Annotated in this window: 25 protein-coding genes; all 25 read left to right on the top strand. The window is 72.2% G+C overall.

Features of this window, described 5'->3' with window-relative positions:
* Window positions 1–38: 38 nt before the first annotated feature.
* The 25 genes from LIP_RS12215 (at window position 39) to recN (ending at window position 20,714) form a co-directional block, all read left to right on the top strand.
* On the top strand, window positions 39–1,112 hold the full coding sequence (locus tag LIP_RS12215) for a M24 family metallopeptidase (protein WP_068138796.1): 1,074 nt from the start codon (window positions 39–41) through the stop codon (window positions 1,110–1,112).
* 29 nt (window positions 1,113–1,141) lie between these two features.
* Window positions 1,142–1,699 carry an elongation factor P gene (gene efp / locus LIP_RS12210; RefSeq protein WP_068138793.1) on the top strand — a complete coding sequence of 186 codons (558 nt, stop codon included), beginning with the start codon at window positions 1,142–1,144 and terminating at the stop codon, window positions 1,697–1,699.
* 67 nt (window positions 1,700–1,766) lie between these two features.
* Window positions 1,767–2,186, top strand: coding sequence for a CD1247 N-terminal domain-containing protein (locus tag LIP_RS12205; protein WP_068138790.1), 420 nt, complete (start codon window positions 1,767–1,769; stop codon window positions 2,184–2,186).
* A gap of 143 nt (window positions 2,187–2,329) precedes the next feature.
* Window positions 2,330–3,307 carry a stage III sporulation protein AA gene (gene spoIIIAA / locus LIP_RS12200; protein ID WP_198409527.1) on the top strand — a complete coding sequence of 326 codons (978 nt, stop codon included), beginning with the start codon at window positions 2,330–2,332 and terminating at the stop codon, window positions 3,305–3,307.
* 33 nt (window positions 3,308–3,340) lie between these two features.
* Window positions 3,341–3,865, top strand: coding sequence for a stage III sporulation protein AB (locus LIP_RS12195; protein WP_068138787.1), 525 nt, complete (start codon window positions 3,341–3,343; stop codon window positions 3,863–3,865).
* 26 nt (window positions 3,866–3,891) lie between these two features.
* A complete protein-coding gene (gene spoIIIAC / locus LIP_RS12190) occupies window positions 3,892–4,089 on the top strand; it encodes a stage III sporulation protein AC (RefSeq protein WP_068138784.1) in 198 nt (65 codons plus the stop codon).
* Between the two features lie 2 nt (window positions 4,090–4,091).
* Window positions 4,092–4,490 carry a stage III sporulation protein AD gene (spoIIIAD, locus tag LIP_RS12185; protein WP_068138781.1) on the top strand — a complete coding sequence of 133 codons (399 nt, stop codon included), beginning with the start codon at window positions 4,092–4,094 and terminating at the stop codon, window positions 4,488–4,490.
* Window positions 4,491–4,533: 43 nt separating this feature from the next.
* Entirely contained in the window at window positions 4,534–5,715 is a 1,182-nt protein-coding gene (spoIIIAE, locus tag LIP_RS12180) for a stage III sporulation protein AE (RefSeq protein WP_068138778.1), read from the top strand.
* Window positions 5,716–5,749: 34 nt separating this feature from the next.
* The gene (locus LIP_RS12175; RefSeq protein ID WP_158509675.1) at window positions 5,750–6,478 is read left to right on the top strand and encodes a stage III sporulation protein AF; all 729 of its coding nucleotides are present in this window, start codon (window positions 5,750–5,752) and stop codon (window positions 6,476–6,478) included.
* Between the two features lie 14 nt (window positions 6,479–6,492).
* Window positions 6,493–7,110, top strand: a complete 618-nt coding sequence (locus LIP_RS12170) for a hypothetical protein (protein ID WP_068138772.1) — start codon at window positions 6,493–6,495, stop codon at window positions 7,108–7,110.
* 37 nt (window positions 7,111–7,147) lie between these two features.
* A complete protein-coding gene (locus tag LIP_RS12165; protein WP_068138769.1) occupies window positions 7,148–7,855 on the top strand; it encodes a SpoIIIAH-like family protein in 708 nt (235 codons plus the stop codon).
* A 170-nt stretch (window positions 7,856–8,025) separates the two neighbouring features.
* A complete protein-coding gene (gene accB, locus LIP_RS12160) occupies window positions 8,026–8,487 on the top strand; it encodes an acetyl-CoA carboxylase biotin carboxyl carrier protein (RefSeq protein ID WP_068138766.1) in 462 nt (153 codons plus the stop codon).
* A 32-nt stretch (window positions 8,488–8,519) separates the two neighbouring features.
* Entirely contained in the window at window positions 8,520–9,890 is a 1,371-nt protein-coding gene (gene accC / locus LIP_RS12155; RefSeq protein ID WP_068138762.1) for an acetyl-CoA carboxylase biotin carboxylase subunit, read from the top strand.
* A gap of 5 nt (window positions 9,891–9,895) precedes the next feature.
* Window positions 9,896–10,348: an Asp23/Gls24 family envelope stress response protein gene (locus LIP_RS12150; RefSeq protein ID WP_082726274.1), complete on the top strand. Its 453-nt coding sequence runs from the start codon at window positions 9,896–9,898 to the stop codon at window positions 10,346–10,348.
* Between the two features lie 9 nt (window positions 10,349–10,357).
* The gene (gene amaP, locus LIP_RS12145; protein WP_068138759.1) at window positions 10,358–10,894 is read left to right on the top strand and encodes an alkaline shock response membrane anchor protein AmaP; all 537 of its coding nucleotides are present in this window, start codon (window positions 10,358–10,360) and stop codon (window positions 10,892–10,894) included.
* A gap of 12 nt (window positions 10,895–10,906) precedes the next feature.
* Entirely contained in the window at window positions 10,907–11,137 is a 231-nt protein-coding gene (locus LIP_RS12140; RefSeq protein ID WP_158509674.1) for a DUF2273 domain-containing protein, read from the top strand.
* 78 nt (window positions 11,138–11,215) lie between these two features.
* The gene (nusB, locus tag LIP_RS12135; protein WP_068138754.1) at window positions 11,216–11,644 is read left to right on the top strand and encodes a transcription antitermination factor NusB; all 429 of its coding nucleotides are present in this window, start codon (window positions 11,216–11,218) and stop codon (window positions 11,642–11,644) included.
* Window positions 11,645–11,684: 40 nt separating this feature from the next.
* Window positions 11,685–13,043: an exodeoxyribonuclease VII large subunit gene (xseA, locus tag LIP_RS12130; protein WP_082726644.1), complete on the top strand. Its 1,359-nt coding sequence runs from the start codon at window positions 11,685–11,687 to the stop codon at window positions 13,041–13,043.
* On the top strand, window positions 13,036–13,368 hold the full coding sequence (gene xseB / locus LIP_RS12125; RefSeq protein ID WP_231699307.1) for an exodeoxyribonuclease VII small subunit: 333 nt from the start codon (window positions 13,036–13,038) through the stop codon (window positions 13,366–13,368). Before xseA ends, xseB begins: the two co-directional genes overlap by 8 nt.
* Window positions 13,365–14,261: a polyprenyl synthetase family protein gene (locus LIP_RS12120; protein WP_068138750.1), complete on the top strand. Its 897-nt coding sequence runs from the start codon at window positions 13,365–13,367 to the stop codon at window positions 14,259–14,261. Before xseB ends, LIP_RS12120 begins: the two co-directional genes overlap by 4 nt.
* Window positions 14,262–14,954: 693 nt before the next feature.
* Window positions 14,955–15,578 carry a hypothetical protein gene (locus LIP_RS12115; protein ID WP_144440468.1) on the top strand — a complete coding sequence of 208 codons (624 nt, stop codon included), beginning with the start codon at window positions 14,955–14,957 and terminating at the stop codon, window positions 15,576–15,578.
* A gap of 10 nt (window positions 15,579–15,588) precedes the next feature.
* On the top strand, window positions 15,589–17,541 hold the full coding sequence (dxs, locus tag LIP_RS12110; RefSeq protein ID WP_068138745.1) for a 1-deoxy-D-xylulose-5-phosphate synthase: 1,953 nt from the start codon (window positions 15,589–15,591) through the stop codon (window positions 17,539–17,541).
* On the top strand, window positions 17,538–18,374 hold the full coding sequence (locus LIP_RS12105) for a TlyA family RNA methyltransferase (RefSeq protein WP_082726273.1): 837 nt from the start codon (window positions 17,538–17,540) through the stop codon (window positions 18,372–18,374). The genes dxs and LIP_RS12105 overlap by 4 nt, the downstream gene beginning before the upstream one ends.
* A 26-nt stretch (window positions 18,375–18,400) precedes the next feature.
* On the top strand, window positions 18,401–18,910 hold the full coding sequence (gene argR / locus LIP_RS12100; RefSeq protein WP_082726272.1) for an arginine repressor: 510 nt from the start codon (window positions 18,401–18,403) through the stop codon (window positions 18,908–18,910).
* Window positions 18,911–18,971: 61 nt separating this feature from the next.
* The gene (recN, locus tag LIP_RS12095; protein ID WP_068138742.1) at window positions 18,972–20,714 is read left to right on the top strand and encodes a DNA repair protein RecN; all 1,743 of its coding nucleotides are present in this window, start codon (window positions 18,972–18,974) and stop codon (window positions 20,712–20,714) included.
* Window positions 20,715–20,726: the final 12 nt, after the last annotated feature.

The raw sequence follows: 20,726 nt of genomic DNA, 5'->3' as shown, positions 1-20,726 counted from the left end.
GGGCGACGGGGTGGAGGCACCCGAGGAGGCGAGGCGAGATGCAGGGGAGACTGGAACGGCTGCGGGCGGTCATGGCGCGCGAAGGGGTGGGAGCGCTCCTGGTGGGCTCCCCTTACAACCGGCGCTACCTCAGCGGCTTCTGGGGCTCTGCCGGGCACGTGCTGGTCACCCCCGAGCGGCAGATGCTCCTGGTGGACTTCCGCTACGAGGAGCAGGCGCGGCAGCAGGCCCAGGGGTTCGAGGTGCGGCGGTTCGACCGCCTGACCGAGACCCTCTCCCAGGTGGCCGCCGAGCTGGGGTTGCGCGAGCTGGCCTTCGAGAGCGCCCACGTGACCTGCAGGGAGCTGGAGCGCTTTCAGCAGGCGGTGGAGGGGCTGGCGTGGAGGCCCCTGGGCCCGGTGATCGAGGAGCTGCGGGCGGTGAAGGAGCCGCAGGAGTTGCGCCGCATCGAGGAGGCCTGCCGCCTGGCCGACGCCGCCTTCGACCACGTGCTGGGGTTCCTCCGCCCGGGCGTGAGCGAGCGGGAGGTGGCGCTGGAGCTCGAGTTCTTCATGCGGCGCCAGGGGGCGGAAGCGGTCAGCTTCGACCCCATCGTGGCCGCCGGGCCCAGGGGCGCCATGCCGCATGCGAGGCCCACCGACGCCCTGCTGGAGCAGGGCCAGATGGTGGTCCTCGACTTCGGCTGCGTGCTGGACGGCTACTGCTCGGACATGACCCGCACCGTGGCCGTGGGCCGGGCGGACGGGCAGGCCCGGGAGGTGTACGGGCTGGTCCTCCGGGCCCAGGAGGCGGGGATCGCCGCGGTCCGGGCCGGCGCGGACCAGGTGGCGGTGGATCGGGTGGCCCGGGACGTCATCGAGGCCGCCGGGCACGGCGAGCACTACGGGCATGGGCTGGGGCACGGGGTGGGGCTGGAGGTCCATGAGGACCCGCCCCGCTTGAACCAGACCGCCGAGCCAAGGCCTCTGGAGGCGGGCATGGTCCACTCGGTGGAGCCGGGGGTCTACCTGCCTGGTTGGGGCGGCGTCCGCATCGAGGACCTGGTTCAGGTGACGCAGGAGGGGTGCCGCATCCTGAGCCGCGCGTCCAAGGAGTTCCTGGAGGTCGGGTAGAGCCAGGGGCAGGGGAAAGGAGAATCCGTTTGGTCTCGGTCAACGATCTGCGCACGGGTCTCACCATCGAGCTGGACGGCGAGGTCTTCAGCGTCGTCGAGTTCCTCCACGTCAAGCCCGGAAAGGGCTCGGCCTTCGTCCGCACCAAGCTGAAGAACGTGAGGACGGGTCAGGTCTTCGAGCGCACCTTCCGCGCCGGCGAGAAGGTCAACCGGGCCATGGTGGAGACCAAGGAGATGCAGTTCCTGTACAAGACGGGCGACGACTTCGCCTTCATGGACACCCAGACCTACGACCAGCTCACGTTGAGCGGCGACCAGCTCGGAACGGCGCCGGGCTACCTGAAGGACAACATGACCATCCTGATCCAGTTCTACCAGGGTCGGCCCATCGGGGTGGAGCTGCCCACCTTCGTCGAGCTGCAGGTGACCGAGACGGAGCCGGGCTTCAAGGGGGACACGGCCACCGGCGGAACCAAGCCGGCCACCACCGAGACGGGTCTGGTGGTGCAGGTGCCGCTCTTCGTCAACACGGGGGACGTGATTCGGGTGGACACCCGTACCGGGGAGTACCTCTCCAGGGCGTAACCTCCCGAATGGCCGGCGCGCTGCGGGCAGAGATTAACCGCGACGCAAGCCTGCGGGAGGGGCATTCATGTCGGACGTGAAGCAGAAGCTCGCCTACGCGAGGGGATTGCTGGAGGGCCGGGGAACGGACGGGGCCTCCGGATCCGAGCCCGTCTGGACCTCGGTTCTGGAGGCGCTCGATTCGCTGGACGCGGCGGTGGAGGCGATGCGGGGCGACCTGGAGGAGCTGGAGGAGTACGTCCAGGCCGTCGACGACGATCTTTTCGACGTGGAGGCGGACCTTTACGGCTACGACGAGGCCGACATGACCGAGCTCGAGTGCCCCAGCTGCCACACGCCCCTGGTGGTGGAGGCGGAGTTCTTGGAGGACGAAGCCTCGGAGGTCACCTGCCCCGAGTGCGGGCACGTGATCCACCGGGGTCCGCTTTACCAGGGGACGTCGCAAGAAGTCGCCGGCGCCCCGACCGCCGACGGCGCGAGCCGCTGAAGAACGCCGCCCCCACGGGTCCGGAACGGCATCGGCCTGGGGGCGGGCACCAGCGCATAGGGATGGACAAGGACCGCCTGGCCTCGCTCGAGGGGCGCCCCCGAACTTCCCGGCCCCCGGACGACGGCAGGGGGAGGATCCCTGTGCGCCCGCTCCTGCCTCCTTCCGTACGGAACCTGCTTCCCCTGGAACTGGAACGGCGGGTCCCCCTCCAGGAGCCGCCGGGGCTGGGTGCCCTGGTGGAGCTCCGTCTGGGCGAGGGCCGCCCGGTGGAGCTCTGCTTCACGGGCGCGAGCCGCTTCCTGGACCCCTCGGGCGAGCTGACCACCGACGCGGCAAGGGCTTGGATCGCCGGCGACGGCCTCTGCCAGCGCCTGCTGCAGCGGGTGGCCCAGGGGTCGGTCTACGCCCTGGAAGAGGAGCTGTGCCAGGGGTTCGTGACCCTTCCGGGCGGTCACCGGCTCGGCCTCGCCGGTCAGGTGGTGGCCAGCGAGCGGGGGCACCGGCTGGCCCAGGTGACCGCGGCCAACCTGCGGATCGCCCGGGAGCTTGTCGGGGCCGCGGAGCTGCTGCTGGACTCGCTGCAGGACCACGGTCTCCTCCCCCCCTGGCCCTCGTTGCTGCTGGTGGGCCCGCCCGGCTCGGGCAAGACCACCCTCCTCCGGGACCTGGTGCGCCGGGCGAGCGAGGGGTGCCCCGAGAGGCAGGTGGAGGGCATGCGGGTCGGCCTGGTGGACGAGCGGTCGGAGGTGGCCGCCTGCCACCGGGGCGTGCCCCGCAACCGGGTCGGCCCCCGCACCGACGTGCTGGACCGGGCCCGAAAGGCGGTGGGCCTCATGCAGCTCGTCCGCACCATGGACCCCCAGCTGGTGGCCACGGACGAGATCGGCTCCGAGGAGGACGCTCGGGCCGTGCTGGAAGCCCGGGAGGCGGGCGTCGCGGTGCTGGTCACCGCGCACGCCGGGAGCCTGGAGGAGCTGGCCGCGCGCCCGGGGCTCCAGCCGCTCCTGGCCCACCGGGCCTTCGAGGCCGTCTGCGTCCTCGGCCGCCACCCCCGCCCGGGCACCCTGGTGGCGCTTCACCCTCGTCCTCATATCCCGGCCCGCTCCGAATACCTATAGTCCGGAACGTGGACAAAGACGGGAGGCCTGGCGGTGCCGGCGGTGGCCGAGTTCGGGGCCGGTCTGGCCGTGCTCGCCTCCACCCTGGCAGGGCAGACCCTCTCCTGGGCGCTGTCCCGGCGGGTACGGCTGCTGGAGGCCATGGAGCATGGCCTGGCCCTCTTGGAGGGCGAGATCAGCTACGGGCAGACCCCGCTGCCTGAGGCATGCCGCCGGGTGGCGGCGCAGGTGGGCGCCCCGTGGGACCGCTTCTGGGTCCGGGTGGCCGCGGAGCTGGGGCCCCCCGCCTGCCGGCTTCCCCGCGAGGCGTGGCTCCTGGGGGTGGACGATCTGGACCGGCGAGCGGGGCTGACGCCCGAAGACCGGGTGGCCATCGCCCGGCTGGGCGATCGCCTGGGCGTCTCGGACAGCCGGGACCAGGTCCGCCTCCTGGAGCTGACCCGCCGGCGGCTGGCGGACCACCGCCGGGCGGCCGAGAGGCGGTGGGAGCGGGAGGCCCGGCTGTGGCCGTTTGCGGGCTTCAGCGCAGGGGCGCTGGTGGTCCTCATCCTCTACTGAGACTGAGCCAGGTGGGAGCGGCGGGCATGGACATCGGCGTGATCTACCAGATCGCCGGCCTGGGGATCCTCATCACCATCCTGAACATCTTCCTCTCCCAGGCCGGGCGCCAGGAGCAGGCCCAGATGCTGAGCCTGGCCGGAGTGGTCATCGTGCTCCTTTGGCTGATCCGGCTCATCGCCCGGCTCTTCCAGGACGTCGAGAGCGTCTTTCGCTGGTGGTAGCCATGGGGGAGATCGCCCGCATCGTGGGCCTGGGGCTGGTCCTGACGGTGGTGCTGCTCTTCCTCCGGCGGCAGTACCCGGAGATCGCCTTCGAGCTCTCGATGGCGTACGTGCTGGTGGTCTTCCTGCTCTTGCTGGGGCCGCTGGGCCAGCTCGTGGACCTCTTCCGGGAGCTGGGGCGCCGGGCGGAGCTGTCGGGCTACTACCTGGACGTGGTGCTGCGGGCCGTTGCCGTGGCCTACCTGGCCACCTTCGGCGCCCAGATGAGCAAGGACGCGGGCGAGGGGTCCATCGCCGCCCTCATCGAGCTTGCGGGGAAGGTGTTGATCCTTGTCCTGGCCATTCCGCTCTTCACGGCCCTGCTGGACACGCTCCTGCGCCTCCTTCCCCGGCAGCCGTAGGCGGCGGGGCGGGGGGGGACGCCCCAGAGACTGGGGTCTCTGGGTGCTCTTTCTCACGGGAGCCCTGGGGCTGGTGCCGGTGGCCGGCCCGGCGGCGGCCGTCGCCGCGAGCCTCCAGGCACCGGCCGGAAGCGGGGGCGGGCAAGAGGCGCTCTGGCAGCTCGAGGAGCTCGACACCTCCACCCTGGACCAGGCCGTGGAGGCCCTGGACGCGGACGTGCGCCGGCTCCTGCCCACCCTGGACGTGCGCCGGATGCTGGCGGATCCGGGGGCGGGCGCCGGCCTGGACGTGGGCCGCATGGGCCGGGAGCTGGGGGCGTACCTGCTGCGGGAGGTCGTCTTTCACGCCCGGCTCCTTGGACAGCTCCTGATCCTGGTGGTGGTGGGGTCGGTGCTGCAGCAGCTGAGCCCGGCCGGGGGCGGCGGCAGGGTGGATGAGATCGCCTTTCTCATGGTCTTCCTGGCCCTGAGCTACCTGGGCCTGCAGAGCTTCCGGGAGGTGGTCGCCATCGTGGGTTCCAGCGTGGAGCAGATGACCGGCCTCATGTTCGCGCTGCTCCCGCTCCTGGCCACGCTGGTGGCGGCCGCGGGCGGGGTCACCTCCGCCGGGCTTTTCCACCCACTCCTGATCACCACCGTGACGGGCGTGGCCGCGGTCATGCAGCGCTGGATCCTGCCCCTGCTCGTCATCGCCGCGGTGCTGAGCGTGGCGGCCCACTTCTCACGAGGTTTCCCCGTCTCCCGCCTGGCCGGCTTGGCCCGCCAGGCGGTCACCGTGGGGCTGGGGCTGGTCTTCACCGTCTTCATCGGGGTGATGGCCGTTCGGGGCGTGGTGGGGCCCGTGGCCGACGGGGTCGCCCTGCGCACCGCCAAGTTCCTCACGGGCAACTTCGTTCCGGTGGTGGGCCGCATGATGTCCGACGCGGTGGAGGTGGTGATGGGCGGATCGCTGGTGATCAAGAGCGGCGTGGGCGCCTTCGGCCTCCTCGCGCTCCTGCTCGCGGTGACGGTGCCGGTCTTGAAGATCGTGGCCATCCTGGCGGTCTACAAGGTCGTCACCGCGCTGATGCAGCCGCTCTGCGACGAGCGCCTGGTGGGCGCCCTGGAGGGCATCGGATCCAGCGTGGCGCTGGCCATGGTCTCCCTGGCCACGGTAGGGATCATGTTCTTCATCTCGATCATGGTGCTGGTGGGTGCGGGGAACCTGGCGGTGATGCTGCGCTAGTCGCTGCCTGAAGGGACGCGGGAGGAGGGCCGTGGTGGGGTTCCTGCTGGACTGGCTCCACGCGTTGATCAGCCTGGTGCTGCTCCTGGCCCTGGCGGAGCTCCTGCTGCCCGATGGCTCCATGCGGCCCTACGTGCGGGTGATCCTGGGTGTGGTGCTGGCCGTAGCGGTGATCAGGCCCTTCGTGCAGTTGGGCGCCTTCCAGTGGAGCCTGCCCGCCCTCACCCTGCCCCCGCCGCCCCGGGGCGAGCCCGTGGCCGAGGGAAGGCGGCTGGCCCTGGCCCTGCAGGACCGGGCCCGGCGCGAGGCCGAGGGACAGGCGGCCCTGCAGGCGGCCAGGCTGGTGGAGCTGCGCCTGGGGGTGCGCCCGGCCGCAACCACGGTGGAGCTGGCCCCCGACGGGTGGGTGGAGTCGATCCACGTCTCTCTCGGGGAAGCCGGGCAGGACGGGGCCGTGCCCGCCCCCGCCGGTGGCGACCCCGCGAACGGGGGGGACGGGGGAGCGGGGAGCCCGCCGCGCGGGGGCGCCGGCGGGACGGCCGGACCGGCCCGCAGGGCGGTGGCGGTGAGCGTGGCGCCCGTGGACTCGGTGAAGGTGGTGCCGTTCCGGGTGGGTGAGGGCCCGGCCGGCCCGCCTGCCGGCGGCGGGGACCCGAGGCCCGCCCCCCAGGCCCCGGGCGGCGGGGATCTGCGGGAGCAGGTGAGGGCGCTGCTGGCTGGCTTCTACCAGGTCCCGGCCGATCGGGTGCAGGTGGAGCCCTGAGGAGGGGGAGGGCCGTGGCTTTCTGGGAGGCGCTCAGGAGATGGATGGGGCCGCTCGCCGGAGCCGAGGGGCCGGCGGATCGCTTCGGCCTGGGGCCTGAGGGCAGGAGACGCCTGCTCTTGCTGGGGGTGGCGGCGCTCGCAGGCGCGGCGCTGCTGATGGGCGGGCGAGGGCTCGCCCCCGCACCGCGGCCCGTCCCTCCGCCCGGCGCCGGAAGCGGTGCGGCCGACCCCGACCAGCGCTACGTGCAGCAGGTGACGGCCGAGCTGGAGGCGATTCTCGGCCGGATCACGGGCGCCGGCCAGGTCCAGGTGATGCTCACCCTGGAGCAGGGCTTTCGGCAGGAGCTGGCCAGGGACACCACCCGGGAGGAGAGCCAGACCGACGAACGGGACGCGCAAGGGGGCACCCGCTCTACCCAGGAGCGGCGGATCACCGAGTCGGTACGCGACAGTACCGGCTCCCGCGACGTACCGGCCCTGACCGTGGGCCGGGAGTGGCCCCGGGTGGCGGGCGTGGTGGTTGCGGCCCAGGGGGCCGGCGACCCCGCGGTGCGCCGGGTGCTGGCGGAGGCCGTGGCCACCGTGCTCCACGTGCCCGAGTACCGGGTGCGTGTGGTGCCTGCACGCTAGGCGGGCGAGGAGAAACGCGATCAGGAGGCGAGAGAGGATGGTGAGGTTCCTCGTGGTGGGACGACGGACCTGGAGATGGACGCTGGCCATGGCGATCGTCCTGGGGCTCGGCGCCTGGGCCGCGATGGGCGGCCTGACGCGGCCGCCCCTGACACCGGACCAGGTGCGCTCGGCGTGGCAGGACGTCCGGGGATGGGTGGCGGGGCTCCTGCCCGCGCCGGACCAGATGGCCGAGACCGTGAGCCTGGGCCCGCCCGAGGCGGTGCCGCAGCCCGCGGCCGCAGACCCGGCGGCGGGCCGCACGCCATCGCCCGCCCCGGCGGCCCCGGTGGAGGCCGGCGGCCAGGCAGCCATTCCGGCCAGCTCGAACCTGCAGGGCCTTCCGGTGGGATCCGGCTACGACCTCTACCGGATGGATCGGGCCCGGGTGCGGTCGCAGCGGATGGAGCTCCTGCGGGGCGTGCTGGACGACGGCAGCGCCAGCGAAGGACGCAGGGCCGAGGCCCAGCAGGCACTCCTGCTGGAGCTCCGGCAGCTGGAGCAGGAGCTGGCCATCGAGAACCTGATGCAGGCCCAGGGCTACGACGGGGCGGTGGCCGTCCGGGGGGAGGACGGCGTGGAGGTGGTCCTCTCCCAGGTGCTGGATGAGGAGAAGGCGGGCCGGCTCGGAGGGCTGGTGGCCAACCTGGCCGGGGTGGGGGTCCAGCAGGTGACGCTGGTGGACGGTCTCACCTCGGTGCGCTAGGGCCGCCAGCCCTCCCCCTCAGGGGGAAGGACTCCCGCGCCGAAAGAGGAAGGGCGCGGGGAGAGGAGATTGTCCCGCCGAATCGAAGTGTGGTGAGCGGGACGCCCGGGGTGGGCGCTGGCTCCCCGGGAAAGCTATCGGCGGGACCCGGGCCGGGAAGGAGCACGCCTTTGGATCTGGAGACGATCAAAGCCCTGGTGCAGGTGATCAGCCAGAGCGACATCGAGGAGTTGGAGCTGGAGACCGAGGGAACCCACCTGAGGATCCGGCGGGCGACGGTGGAGAGACCGGTGGCCGTCAACGGCAAGGCCGCGGCGCCGGCGGAGGTGCCCGCACGCGCCGCGGTGGAGATCCCCAGGGAGTCTGCCGAGGACGGCGTCGCCGGACCCGGCGAGATCGTCGTCTCGGCGCCCATGGTGGGGACCTTCTATCGCGCTCCCGCCCCCGACGCGCCGCCCTACGTGGAGGTGGGGGACGCGGTGGAACCCGGCCAGCCGCTCTGCATCATCGAAGCCATGAAGCTCATGAACGAGATCGAAGCCGAGACGCGCGGGCGGGTGCGGAAGATCCTCGCGGCCAACGCGCAGCCCGTGGAGTACGGGCAGCCCCTCTTCATCCTGGAACCGCTCTGAGCCCTTCCCCTGAGACAAGGAGAGACGCGCCCTTGGAGTTCCGCAAGGTACTGGTGGCCAACCGCGGAGAGATCGCGGTCCGGATCATCCGGGCCCTCCACCAGATGAACGTGGAGGCCGTGGCCATCTACTCGGAAGCCGACCGCGACGCCCTCCACGTCCGCCTGGCCGACCAGGCGGTCTGCGTGGGTCCCGCGCCCTCGACCCAGAGCTACCTGAACACCCCCAACATCATCAGCGCCGCCCTCCTCACCGGGGTGGACGCGATCCATCCGGGCTACGGCTACCTCTCGGAGCGGGCCGACTTCTCCGAGATCTGCGAGAGCCATGGCATCGTCTTCATCGGCCCGCCGGCGGCCGCCATCCAGCAGATGGGCGACAAGGCCCAGGCGCGGGCCTTCATGCGCCAGGCGGGGGTGCCCGTCCTGCCCGGCAGCGAGGGCCCGGTCTCCTCCGAGCGGCAGGCGCTGAAGGTCGCGGGCGAGATCGGTTACCCCGTGCTGGTGAAGGCGTCGGCGGGAGGCGGCGGGCGGGGGATGCGGGCGGCCGCGACCCCCGAGGAGCTGCAGCGGGTGCTGCAGCCTGCCCGGAACGAGGCCGAGGCGGCCTTCGGCTCGGCCGACGTCTACCTGGAGCGCCTCATCACCCGCCCCCGGCACGTGGAGATCCAGGTCCTCGCCGACCGCCACGGCCACGCGGTCCACCTGGGCGAGAGGGAGTGCTCTCTCCAGCGCCGCCACCAGAAGGTGGTGGAGGAATCGCCCTCCCCGGCGGTGAGCCCGGAGCTGCGGGCCCGCATGGGCGAGGCGGCCCTCCGGGGCGTTCAGGCCTGCGGCTACGTGAATGCGGGCACGGTGGAATTCCTGCTGGACGAGCAGGGCAACTTCTACTTCCTGGAGATGAACACCCGGATCCAGGTGGAGCACCCGGTCACCGAGGAGGTGACCGGCCTCGACCTGGTGCGCGAGCAGATCCGGATTGCCGAGGGCGAGCCGCTGGGGTATGATCAGGCTGGCGTCGTGATCCGGGGCCATGCCATCGAGTGCCGGCTGAACGCCGAGGATCCCTCCCGCAACTTCATGCCCTCGCCGGGACTGATCCGGCGCTACCACGTTCCGGGGGGGCCCGGGGTGCGGGTGGACTCGGCCGCGTTCGCCGGCTACGTGGTTCCGCCCTACTACGATTCGATGTTCGGCAAGCTCATCGTGCGCGACCGCGACCGGGCCGGCGCCATCGCGCGCATGAGCGAGGCCCTGGACGAGCTGGAGGTGGAGGGCCTGGCCACCAACATCGCGCTGCTGCGGGCGATCGTGCGTGATCCCGTCTTCCAGGCGGGCACGCTCTCCACCGACTTCATCGAGGAACGCATCCTCAAGCCGGCTCAGCTCCAGGGGAGGAGGTAGAGGCCATGGCGAAGAGCGAGGAGCGGCTCCCCCGCAGGCTGGACGAGGCCTGGGAGGAGCGGCCGGAGACCGCCCGCCGCAAGAGCGAACTGGGTGAGACCCGCATCGCCAACGAGGTGGTGAGCATCATCGCCGGGCTCGCCGCCACCGAGGTGAAGGGGGTCGCGGGCATGAGCGGCGGCGTGGTGGGCGGCATCGCCGAGATGCTCGGCCGGCGCAACCTGACCAAGGGCGTCAAGGTGGAGGTCGGGGAGGAGCAGGCCGCGGTCGACCTCTACGTGGTGATGGAGTACGGGGTGCGCATCCCCGACGTGGCCTGGCAGATCCAGGAGAACGTGAAGCGGGCCATCGAGACCATGACCGGGCTCGAGGTCCTGGAGGTCAACGTGCATGTTCAGGGCGTCCACTTCCAGACGGAGGAAGAAGAGCCGGAGGAGGAACAGCCCCGGGTGAGGTGATCCTGTCCGGTGTCGCCCGTCGCACGAGGGATCGTCGCTCTCTTCGCGCTGGTCTGCGGCTCGGTGGCGGTAGCGCTCTTTGCGGTGGTGGGCGGTTGGGACCCGACCGTTGGGCTTTCCCGCTGGGTGGCCCTGGCCGTGCAACGGCCCTGGGGGACAGGGGCCCTGGGAGGGCTCCTGGTCTTCGTGGGGGCTGCCGTCCTCTGGCTGGCCCTGCCCGCGGCCCAGGGACCGCGGGCCACGCGGGTGAAGGAGACGGAGCTGGGAGAGGTGGCCGTCTCCCTGGACGCGGTGCGGGGGATGGTGACCCGGGCCGCCCGGGAGGTGCGGGGGGTGCGCGACGTTCATGCCCGCGTCCGCAGCCGTGAGACGGGTGTGGAGGTCCTGCTGGACCTGGCCATCCACCCGGACCACAGCATCCCCGACCTGGGCGAGGCGGTGCAGCGCCAGGTGGAGGGCTACCTCAAGGGCTTCCTGGGCGTGAACGTGGCATCGGTGCGGGTGGCGGTGCACCAGGTGGTGCGCGAGCTGCCCCGGGTGGAGTAGGGGGTGCGCCCCGTGGACGAGCCTTCGAGCCGGCTGCTGGAGCTCGCCCTGCGCCACCGGGGCCGGGTGGTGGGCGCCCTGGTGGGCCTCCTGGCCGCCTGGCTCATCCTGAGGTTCGGCGTGCTCAAGGCGGCCTTCATCCTGGCCTTCGGGGCGCTGGGCTATCTGGTGGGCGCCGAGGTGGACCGGCGCGGAAGCCTGGGGAGGGCTGTGCGGCGCTTCTGGCGGGCCGGCGACCGCTGACCCGGTAGACGCCGACGGGCAGGGTCTGGGCGACCTGGCCGGCCCTTCGCCGAAACCGGGGAAACGGGGGAGCAGGGGTTGGAGAGACGGCGCGCGCGGGAGGCTGCGCTGCAGGCGCTCTTCGGCATCGATCTGGGTCACACCCGTCCGGAGCTGGCCGTGCGCCACGCGCTGGAGGTATCGGAGCTGGGAGAGCCGAGCGCGGCCTTCGTGGAGCAGCTGGTGCGGGGCGTGCTGGCTCATCGGGAGGAGATCGACGCGCGGATCCAGCGGTTCTCGCCCGAGTGGAGCCTGGAACGGATGGCCAACGTGGACCGGAACGTGCTGCGCCTGGCCGTCTTTGAGATCCTTCACCTGCCCGACATGCCACCCAGCGTCTCCATCAACGAGGCGGTGGAGCTGGCCAAGAAGTACGGCGACAAGGACTCCTCCCGCTTCGTGAACGGCATTCTGGGCCAGGTGGCCCGGGAGCTGGCTGCCGGCCGGGAAGGCACCGAGCCGGAGTAGCCCCGGGGCCCCGGCCGGAGGGGGCGGGCCCGTGCGGGCCATGGGCGGGTTCGCCGCGCGGCCGTGGCCGTCGGCGGGCCCCGAGCAGCAAGGCTTCTACACCGTGAGCCAGCTCACCCGGGTGGTGAAGGCGCTCCTGGAGGGTGAGCCTGGGCTGCGCCGGGTAGCGGTGCGGGGCGAGCTCTCCAACGTGACCCTCCACACCTCGGGGCACCTCTACTTCACCCTCAAGGACGTCCAGGCCTCGCTCCGCTGTGTGATGTTCCGCGGCCAGGCCCAGCACCTTCGCTTCCGGCCGCGGGAAGGGCAGGATGCCCTGGCCCTGGGCTCCATCGGCGTCTACGAACGGAACGGCCAGTATCAGCTCTACGTGGACGAGCTGGTTCCCGCGGGCGAGGGGCAGCTCTACGCGGAGTTCCAGCGGCTGAAGGAGAAGCTGGAGCGGGAAGGGCTCTTCGACCCGACTCGGAAACGACGGTTGCCGCGCCTGCCCCGGCGGGTGGGGGTGGTCACCTCCCCCGCGGGAGCCGCCCTGCGCGACGTGGTCACGGTGCTGCGCCGGCGCTTCCCCGCGGCGAGCATCCTGCTCTCCCCCGCCCTGGTGCAGGGCGCGGAGGCCCCCGACAGCTTGGTCCGCGCCCTGGGGCTCCTGGCGGCCCATGGAGACGTGGACGTGATCATCATCGGCCGGGGGGGCGGCTCCCTGGAAGACCTTTGGGCCTTCAACGACGAGCGGGTGGTTCGGGCCATTGCTGCCAGCCCGGTGCCCATCGTCTCTGCCGTGGGTCACGAGACCGACGTGACCTTGGCGGACTTCGCGGCGGACGTACGCGCCCCCACCCCCTCCGCGGCCGCGGAGCTGGTCGCTCCCGATGCCCGGGAGCTGGCCTCCCAGGCGGCGCGCCTGGAGCGGAGGCTCACCCAGGCCGTCTCCCAGGGCCTGCGGGCCCGGCGGGAGCGGCTGCGGCTGCTGGCCCGCTCGCGGGTGCTGAGCCAGCCTCTACGGCCGCTCCAGGAGTCCCGCCAGCGGCTGGACGAGCTGACCGCGCGGCTCGAGGCCGCGTTCGGCCGGGGGGTGACCGATCGGCGCTCAGCCTTGGCCCACCTGGCTGCCCGCCTGGAGACGCTCTCGCCCCTGGGCACCTTGGCCCGGGGCTACGCCGTGGCCACGACGCCCGAGGGACGGGTGGTGCACCAGGTGGGGGAGGCCCCTGTGGGGAGCCGCCTGCTCGTGCGGGTGAGCGACGGTTCGCTGGGCTGCCGGGTGGAGGTCCAGCACCCGCTGCCCCAGGGTGCGGAGCCGCCCGGGCGCGGGCGGGAAGAACGGGCGCGATTCCGGGCACCCGAAGAGGACCGCTCGGGGAGTGCGCGTCGGAGCGGAGGTGCAGCTCGTGGCTGAGAAGGAGTCCCGTAGGCGGAAGACGACGCGCCTGCCCGCAGGGGAGGCGGCGGGCGCCGTTCCGGAGAGCGACCCCGGAGAGGAGATCGCCTTCGAGGAGGCCTACGGGCGCTTGGAGGCGGTGGTGGAGCGCCTCGAGGGCGGCGAGCCCTCCCTGGAGGAGTCCCTCCGGCTCCTGGAGGAGGGGATCCGCATGAGCCGGATCTGCCAGAGCCGGCTGGACCAGGCCCAGGCCCGGCTGGAGCAGCTCCTGGAGCGGGAGGGGGGGCCGGTGGTGGAGCCCTTCCAGCTCGCGGGGGCGGAAGGGGAAGGAGGCCGCCTGTGAAGAGGCCGGAGACCTTTGACCACTTCGAGGCCGCGTGGCGGCCCCGGGTGGAGGCGGAGCTGGAGCGGCTCCTGCCTGCCGGCGAGGCGCCGGTGGGGCAGGTCCAGGAGGCCATGCGGTACGCCGTGCTCGAAGGCGGAAAACGGCTCCGCGCGCTGGGGGTGCTCGCGGCCGCGCAGGCCGTGGGGGGCGATCCCGCGACGGCCCTGGTCCCCGCCGGGGCCGTGGAGGTCCTCCACGCCTACTCCCTGGTGCACGACGACCTGCCGGCCATGGACGACGACGACCTTCGACGGGGGCGGCCCACGGTCCACAGGGCTTTCGGCGAGGCGACGGCCATCCTGGTGGGCGATGCCCTCCTCACCCTGGCCTTCGAGCTCTTGGGGCGGCTGCCCGAGCTGGCGGGTGTCCCTGAGGGGGTGGCCCTGGCCTGCGTGCGGGACCTGGCTCAGGCCGCGGGCAGCGGCGGGCTGGTGGGCGGCCAGGCCGCCGATCTGGACGCGGAGCACCTGGAGCCGACACCCGCACTGCTTCAGACCATCCACGCGGGCAAGACCGGCGCCCTCTTCGGCGCAGCCCTGCGGCTCGGGGCCCGGGTGGGGGAGGCCGCCCCCGACCGGGTCGAAGCCCTGGGCCGATTCGGCCAGGAGCTGGGGCACGCGTTCCAGATCGTCGACGACCTCCTGGACGTGGAGGGCGACCCCACGGTTCTGGGCAAGGCGGCCCAGAAAGACGCCGGCCGCCGCAAGCTCACCTACCCGCGCCTCTACGGCGTGGAGGCCGCCCGCCACATGGCCCGGGAACAGGTGGAGCGGGCGCTGCCGTTGCTGGAGGGGCTCGACGCCGAGGTCCTGCGGGGCCTGGCGGAGAGGGTCCTTGACCGGGTCCGGTGATCCTGATAGACTACTTTCTGAAGAAGCGTGCATCGGCGGGTGGTGCAGTATCCTAGTCGGGCGCGCTGCATCTGAAGACGGGCCTAAAAATCCGTCGCGGGCACAGCGATGAAGTCCCTGGTGGTGGCCTTGGACGCCCAGTCCGGGGTTGCGGCTGGGGGTTAAGGAGGCGGGGCAGCCTGCAATGGCATGTGGGCGATGACCCTGGCTCCGCGGAGACCCAAGACTGTGGGGAGCTGACCGCTTGTGCGGTCGGGGAACTACGGCTTGGGTGACGAACCTGCATCCCGGTGGGACGTGCGTGTGGTACTGAACGCTGGGTGCAGCGTAGCCTGCCTTGAGCGGGTGAAGCGGGAGAGCGGGTTCAGGCGGGTCCCCGAAGGCCAAGGGGAGCCGAACCGGTGCCGCTTGAAACTTCCCCCGCAAGAGAGGCTAGGATGCAGCGTGACCGTAGGGGAAAACCTCTAGGCTGTTCCGCCAGGAGGTACACCGAGGATTGCGGTGTGGTCTGAGTGGTAATCCAGCCCTGCTCGTGGTGACACGGCAGAGCGGCCGCAAAGGGGAAACCGCCACGGCGGCGACGCTGCGGAGGGCCGTTGGGAAAACCTGCTGGACCTAAGCCACAATGTTTACTCGGTGTGCTGCCACCCGTCGAGCCTTTTCGTCGATATCCTTCCGCGGGTCGGTGATCTCTTGCCTCCTGCCTTACGCCGCTTCGTGAGTGTCGGAGCGGGTGCGTTCGTCCTCTCTCTGATCCTGAGCTATCTTAGCAACGAGTTGCTCCAGCGGGTGAACATCGCGCTGGCCGCGATCCTTCTTCTCGCAGTGATCGCTCTGGGGGTCCTCTTCGACATGCTCGGGGTGGCCGCCGCTTCGGCGCGGGAGGGTCCCTTCCACGCGATGGCCGTAGACCGGGTTCCCGGGGCCGCAGAGGCCATCCTCCTGGTGAGGAATGCGCACCACGTCTCCTCCTTCTCGCAGGACGTGGTGGGGGACGTGGCCGGCACCCTCTCAGGGGCCATCGCCACCACCATCGTCTTCGCGCTGGTGCGCGTCCACCCGGAGTGGGCGGCGGCCCCGCTCACGCCGGGCCTGGTGGCGGTGGCGGCCGCTCTCACCATCGGGGGGAAGGCGGCGGAGAAGGAGTTTGCGCTCCAGCACTGGGACCGGATCCTCCTGCAGGCAGGCCGGGCGGTGCTCCTCTGGACGCTTCTGAAGCGAGCGGTGACGGGTCGCCGGGCGAGTGTGGAGTCTGACGGGCGGAGGAAGGGTAGGAGCGGGAGGGCCTCGCGTCAAAGCCGTAGGCAACGAAAGTGAGGGGAACTCGGTGGGCCGCATTCTGGAGACCATTGGAAGTCCGGCGGACCTGAAGGGTTTGAGCCTGGCACAGCTCAAGGAGCTGGCGTCGGAGATCCGGGAGGAGTTGGTGGAGACCGTCGCCCAGACGGGGGGCCACCTGGGCCCCAACCTGGGGGTGGTGGAGCTGACCCTGGCGCTCCACACCGTCCTCTCCAGCCCGCGGGATCGGATCGTCTGGGACGTGGGCCATCAGGCCTACGTCCACAAGCTGCTCACGGGGCGGCGGGAGCAGTTCCGCACCCTCCGGCAGGAGGGTGGCCTGAGCGGCTTCACCCGCCGGAGCGAGAGCCCCCACGACCCCTTCGGAGCCGGTCACGCCAGCACGGCCGTCTCCGCCGCGCTGGGGATTGCCCTGGCTCGGGATGCCCTGGGCGAGCGGTTCGCGGTGGTGGCGGTGGTGGGCGACGGCGCCCTCACCGGCGGCATGGCCTACGAGGGGCTCAACAACGCCGGAACCCTGGGAACCGACCTGGTCGTGATCCTGAACGACAACGAGATGTCCATCGCACCCAACGTGGGGGCCATCGCCCGCTACCTCACCCAACTCCGCCTGGCGCCCGGTGCCCGGCGCGCCAAGGAGGACGTGGAGCGCCTCCTCTCCCAGATTCCCGGTTTGGGTGAGCCCATGCTGCGGGTGGGCGGCCGCATGAAGGAAGGGCTGAAGCACCTGCTCCTGCCCGGCACCCTCTTCGAGGAGCTGGGCTTCAGCTACTACGGGCCCCTGGACGGGCACGACATCCCCACCCTGCAGCACATCCTGCGGGACGGCTTGGACCATGGGGGCCCGGTGCTCATCCACGTGGTCACCCAGAAGGGGCGGGGCTACCGGCCCGCCGAGGAGGATCCCGCCACCTTCCACGGCCTGGGCCCCTTCACACCTTACTGGAAGGCGGAGAAGGTGGAGCCGGCTGCGGCGGTGGAGCGGCCCAAGCCGCCCTCCTACTCCAAGGTCTTCGCCACCAGCCTCATCGGCCTGGCCCACCGGGACCCGCGGGTGGTCGCCATCACCGCGGCCATGCCCGCGGGCACCGGCCTCTCGGCCTTCCAGAAGGTCTTCCCCGACCGCTGCTTCGACGTGGGCATCGCCGAGCAGAACGCCGTCACCATGGCGGCAGGCATGAGCACGGCAGGGCTGCGGCCTGTGGTGGCTCTCTACTCCACCTTCCTCCAGCGGGGCTACGACCAGCTCATCCACGACGTCTGCGTGCAGAACCTCCCCGTCACCTTCGCCCTGGACCGGGCGGGCATCGTGGGCGACGACGGCCCCACGCACCACGGTGTCTTCGACCTGGCCTACATGCGGTGCATCCCCAACCTGGTGCTGATGGCGCCCAAGGACGGCGCCGAGCTGCAGGACATGCTGGCCACGGCCCTGAGCCTGGAGGGCCCGGCAGCCGTCCGCTACCCCAAGGGGGCCTGTCCCCTCTCCCACGGACAAGCCTTCGACTTCGAGCGCGAGCCCCGGATCCTGGAGGTGGGCCGTTCGGAGCTCCTCCGCCCGGGGACCGACGTGGCCATCATCGCCCTGGGGGCGATGGTGGGCCCGGCCCTGGAGGCCGCCGGAGCCCTGGAGGCCGAGGGCATCCAGGCGGCGGTCCTCAACGCCCGGTTCGTCAAGCCCCTGGACGAAGGGCGGATCTTGGACCTGGCCCGTCGCACCGGGCGGCTGGTGACCGTGGAAGAGGGGGTCCGGATGGGCGGCTTCGGCAGCGCCGTGCTGGAGCTTCTTTCGGACCGGCAGGTGGCCGCCCGGGTGGTGCGCCTGGGGGTGGAGGACCGGTTCGTGGAGCACGGCGGCCAGGAGAGCCTCAGGGCCCAGCAGGGGCTGTCGGCCGAGGGCATCGCGGACGCCGCCCGGCGGCTGGTGAAGGTGGTCTCGCCCGCTGCCTGGCGGAAGGGGGCCGAGAACGCTCCGTCATGAGCGAGGGACCTGGGCGGCTGGACCGCCGGCTGGTGGAGGAAGGCCTCTTTCCCTCCCGGGAGCAGGCGCGGCGGGCGATCATGGCGGGTGAGGTCCAGGTGGACGGGCGCACCGTGAGCGTGCCGGGCGCGCGGGTGCCGCGGGGGGCCCAGGTGGTTTGGGCGGGCCGGCCCCCCCGCTTCGTAAGCCGGGGCGGCGAGAAGCTCGAGCACGCGCTGGACCGCTTCGGGCTCGCCGTGGAAGGGCGGATCTGCCTGGACGTGGGCGCCTCCACCGGCGGCTTCACCGACTGCCTCCTGCAGCGGGGGGCGCGGCGGGTGTACGCGGTGGACGTGGGCTACGGGCAGCTGGCCTGGAAGCTGCGGAAGGACCCCCGGGTGGTGGTGCTCGAGCGGACCAACATCCGGCGTCTGGAGCCTTCGATGGTGCCCGAGGCGGCCGAGCTCGCGACGGTGGACGTCTCCTTCATCTCGGTGACCCTCTTCCTCGGGCGCCTCCGATCCCTCCTCGCGCCCGCCGCCGACCTGGTGGTGCTGGTGAAGCCCCAGTTCGAGGCAGGGCGCACCCGGGTGGGGAAGGGTGGCGTGGTGCGCTCGCCCGAGGTGCACGTCGACGTGCTCAAGAAGGTGTGGGAGGCGGCCCGGGGCGAAGGCTTCGCCGCACGCGGGCTGGTCCCTTCACCTCTCCTCGGCCCCGCCGGGAACCGGGAGTTCCTCCTCTGGCTTCAGGCGGCGGACGACCCCGCCGCCTGCCCACCCCCGGACCCGGACCTCCTCGCGACGGTGACCCGGCCACCGGATGAAGGATCTGGACCCCTCTCCCCCGAACTGTGATTCGGACCCGGCGGAGGTGGGGTGGAGTGAAGAGCAGGCGCCAGGCAACCATCCTCCAGCTCATCCGGGAGCGGGAGGTCCGTACCCAGGACGAGCTGGCCGACCTGCTGCGCCAGGCCGGCATCGAGGCGACCCAGGCCACCGTCTCCCGGGACATCAAGGAGCTGGGCCTGGTGAAGGAGCCCGTTCCAGGAGGCGGGTACCGGTACGTGCCGTCGCGCCAGGAACCCGCCGGCGATCGGCTGGACCGCGCCCGCCGCGCCTTCCGGGACTTCGTGGTCTCCATGGACGTCAGCGGCAACCTGGTCCTGATCAAGACCACCACGGGGGCCGCGCACGGGGTGGCGGCCACGGTGGACGCGCTGGCGTGGCCCGAGGTCCTGGGCTCCATCGCCGGCGACGACACGATCCTCCTGGTGGCGGTCGAGCGGCCCGCGGGCCGGCGATCCGGGGAACCAGCCGGGGACGGTCAGGCCCCCGCGGCCTCGCCGGCGTTGCTGGTGCTCCAGAAGCTCCAGGCGCTCCGGTCCGAGTAGCCCCTCCACCCCCGCACCCCGACCGCGCCCAGGCTTCCTCGGGAAAAGGAGGCGCCGTCGCGTGCTCCTGGAACTCCACCTTCGGAACGTGGCGCTCATCGAGCGGCTCGACCTCGCGTTCGGACGGGGTCTCAGCGCGCTCACGGGTGAGACGGGCGCCGGCAAGTCGATCCTCATCGACAGCATCACGACCCTGCTGGGTGAGCGGGCCCAGGCCGACCTGATCCGCGAGGGTTCGGAGCAGGCGCTCCTGGAGGCCGCCTTCGACCTCTCGGGCCGGCCCGAGGCGCGGGCGCTCCTGGCGGAGGAGGGCCTCCTGGAGGACGACGAGGTCCTGGTGGTCCGGCGGGACCTGAGCCGGCGCACCGCCAACCGCTGCCGGCTCAACGGGCACCTGGCGCCCCTGGCCACCCTCCAGCGGGTGGCGCCCCTGCTGGTGGAGCTGCAGACCCAGAACAGCCACCACTTCCTGGCCAGCCCGGCCCGGCAGCTGGATCTGCTGGACCAGTTCGGCGGCGGGGAGCTCCTGGCCGCCCGGCGAGCCTACGAGGACCTGTACGCGCGCTGGAGCGAAGCGGTGAGGCGGCTGGAGGCGTTGCGCGCGTCGGAGCGGGAGCGGGCCCGGGAGGCGGAGATGCTCGCCTTCCAGATCCAGGAGATCGAGGGCGCCAGCCTGGAAGCGGGGGAAGAGGAAGCGCTGGAGGAGGAGCGGCGGCGCCTGGCGCACGCCGAGCAGCTCCGCACGGCCGCACAGCTGGCCTACAGCCTCCTGTACGAGGGAGGCGAGCAGGCGGCCGCCTCCGACCAGCTCGCCACTGCGGCCCGGGAGCTGGGCCAGGCCGCGCAGACCGACCCCTCCCTGAAGGAGTCGCTGGGCATGGTGGAGTCGGCGGCGGCGCAGGCCACGGAGGCGGCCCACGGGCTGCGCGCCTACCTGGAGAGCCTGCGGGCGGATCCCCAGCGCCTGGACGAGCTGGAGAGCCGCCTCCACCTGGTCCGTACCCTGAGCCGGAAGTACGGCGACGGGTCGGCCGAGATCCTGGCGTACGGGGCGCGTGCCCGGCGCCGCCTGGAGGAACTCGAACGGGAGGAAGGCTCGAGCGCGGCGCTCGAGGAGGAGATCGCGGCCCTTCGGCGCCAGGTGGCCGGGGCGGGCGAGGCCTTGGGCGAGCTTCGGCGCCAGGCGGCCCGGCGTCTCGAGGAGCGGATCACCGGCGAGCTGAGCCAGCTCGCGATGGACCGCTGCCGCTTCCAGGTGGACCTGAGCCTGGAGGAGGCGGCCGACGGCGTGGAGGCGGCCGGCCGCCGGCTGCACCCCTTCCCCCACGGTTTCGAGCGGGTGCTCTTCCTCATCGAACCCAACCCCGGCGAGGGGCTGCGGCCGCTCTCCCGGATCGCCTCGGGGGGCGAGCTCTCCCGGATCCTGCTGGGGCTCAAGAGCGCGCTGGCCGAGGCCGACGCCACGCCCACCCTCATCTTCGACGAGGCCGACGCCGGCATCGGCGGACGAACGGCCCAGGCGGTGGGGCACCGGCTGGAACGCCTGGCCCGGGCGAAACAGGTCCTCTGCGTGACCCACCTGCCCCAGATCGCCTCCCTGGCCGACGCCCACTACCGGGTGAGCAAGAGCGTGGAGGGCGAGCGGACCCGGGTCCGGGTGGACCGTTTGGAAGGAGAGGCGCGGGTGGAAGAACTCACCCGCATGCTGGGCGGGCAGGCCGGCGAGGCCGCCCGGGCACACGCCCGCCAGCTTCTGGAGGAGGCCCGGCAGACCAGGAGCGCCAGCGAGTCACCAACACCGTAACCCCGCCCGGCG

It is taken from the genome of Limnochorda pilosa, assembly GCF_001544015.1.
GTDB lineage: Bacteria > Bacillota > Limnochordia > Limnochordales > Limnochordaceae > Limnochorda > Limnochorda pilosa.
The sequence above is the reverse complement of the archived record's forward strand: the minus strand, read 5'-3'. Positions and strand labels throughout refer to the sequence as shown.

Excerpts from the sequence above, each read along its gene's own strand:
- LIP_RS12215 (WP_068138796.1), top strand. The coding sequence starts at position 39 with ATGCAGGGGAGACTGGAACGGCTGCGGGCGGTCATGGCGCGCGAAGGG.
- spoIIIAD (WP_068138781.1), top strand. The coding sequence starts at position 4,092 with ATGGGGGAGATCGCCCGCATCGTGGGCCTGGGGCTGGTCCTGACGGTG.
- xseA (WP_082726644.1), top strand. The coding sequence starts at position 11,685 with ATGGGCGGGTTCGCCGCGCGGCCGTGGCCGTCGGCGGGCCCCGAGCAG.
- LIP_RS12205 (WP_068138790.1), top strand. The coding sequence starts at position 1,767 with ATGTCGGACGTGAAGCAGAAGCTCGCCTACGCGAGGGGATTGCTGGAG.
- LIP_RS12150 (WP_082726274.1), top strand. The coding sequence starts at position 9,896 with ATGGCGAAGAGCGAGGAGCGGCTCCCCCGCAGGCTGGACGAGGCCTGG.
- LIP_RS12105 (WP_082726273.1), top strand. The coding sequence starts at position 17,538 with ATGAGCGAGGGACCTGGGCGGCTGGACCGCCGGCTGGTGGAGGAAGGC.
- spoIIIAC (WP_068138784.1), top strand. The coding sequence starts at position 3,892 with ATGGACATCGGCGTGATCTACCAGATCGCCGGCCTGGGGATCCTCATC.
- LIP_RS12165 (WP_068138769.1), top strand. The coding sequence starts at position 7,148 with ATGGTGAGGTTCCTCGTGGTGGGACGACGGACCTGGAGATGGACGCTG.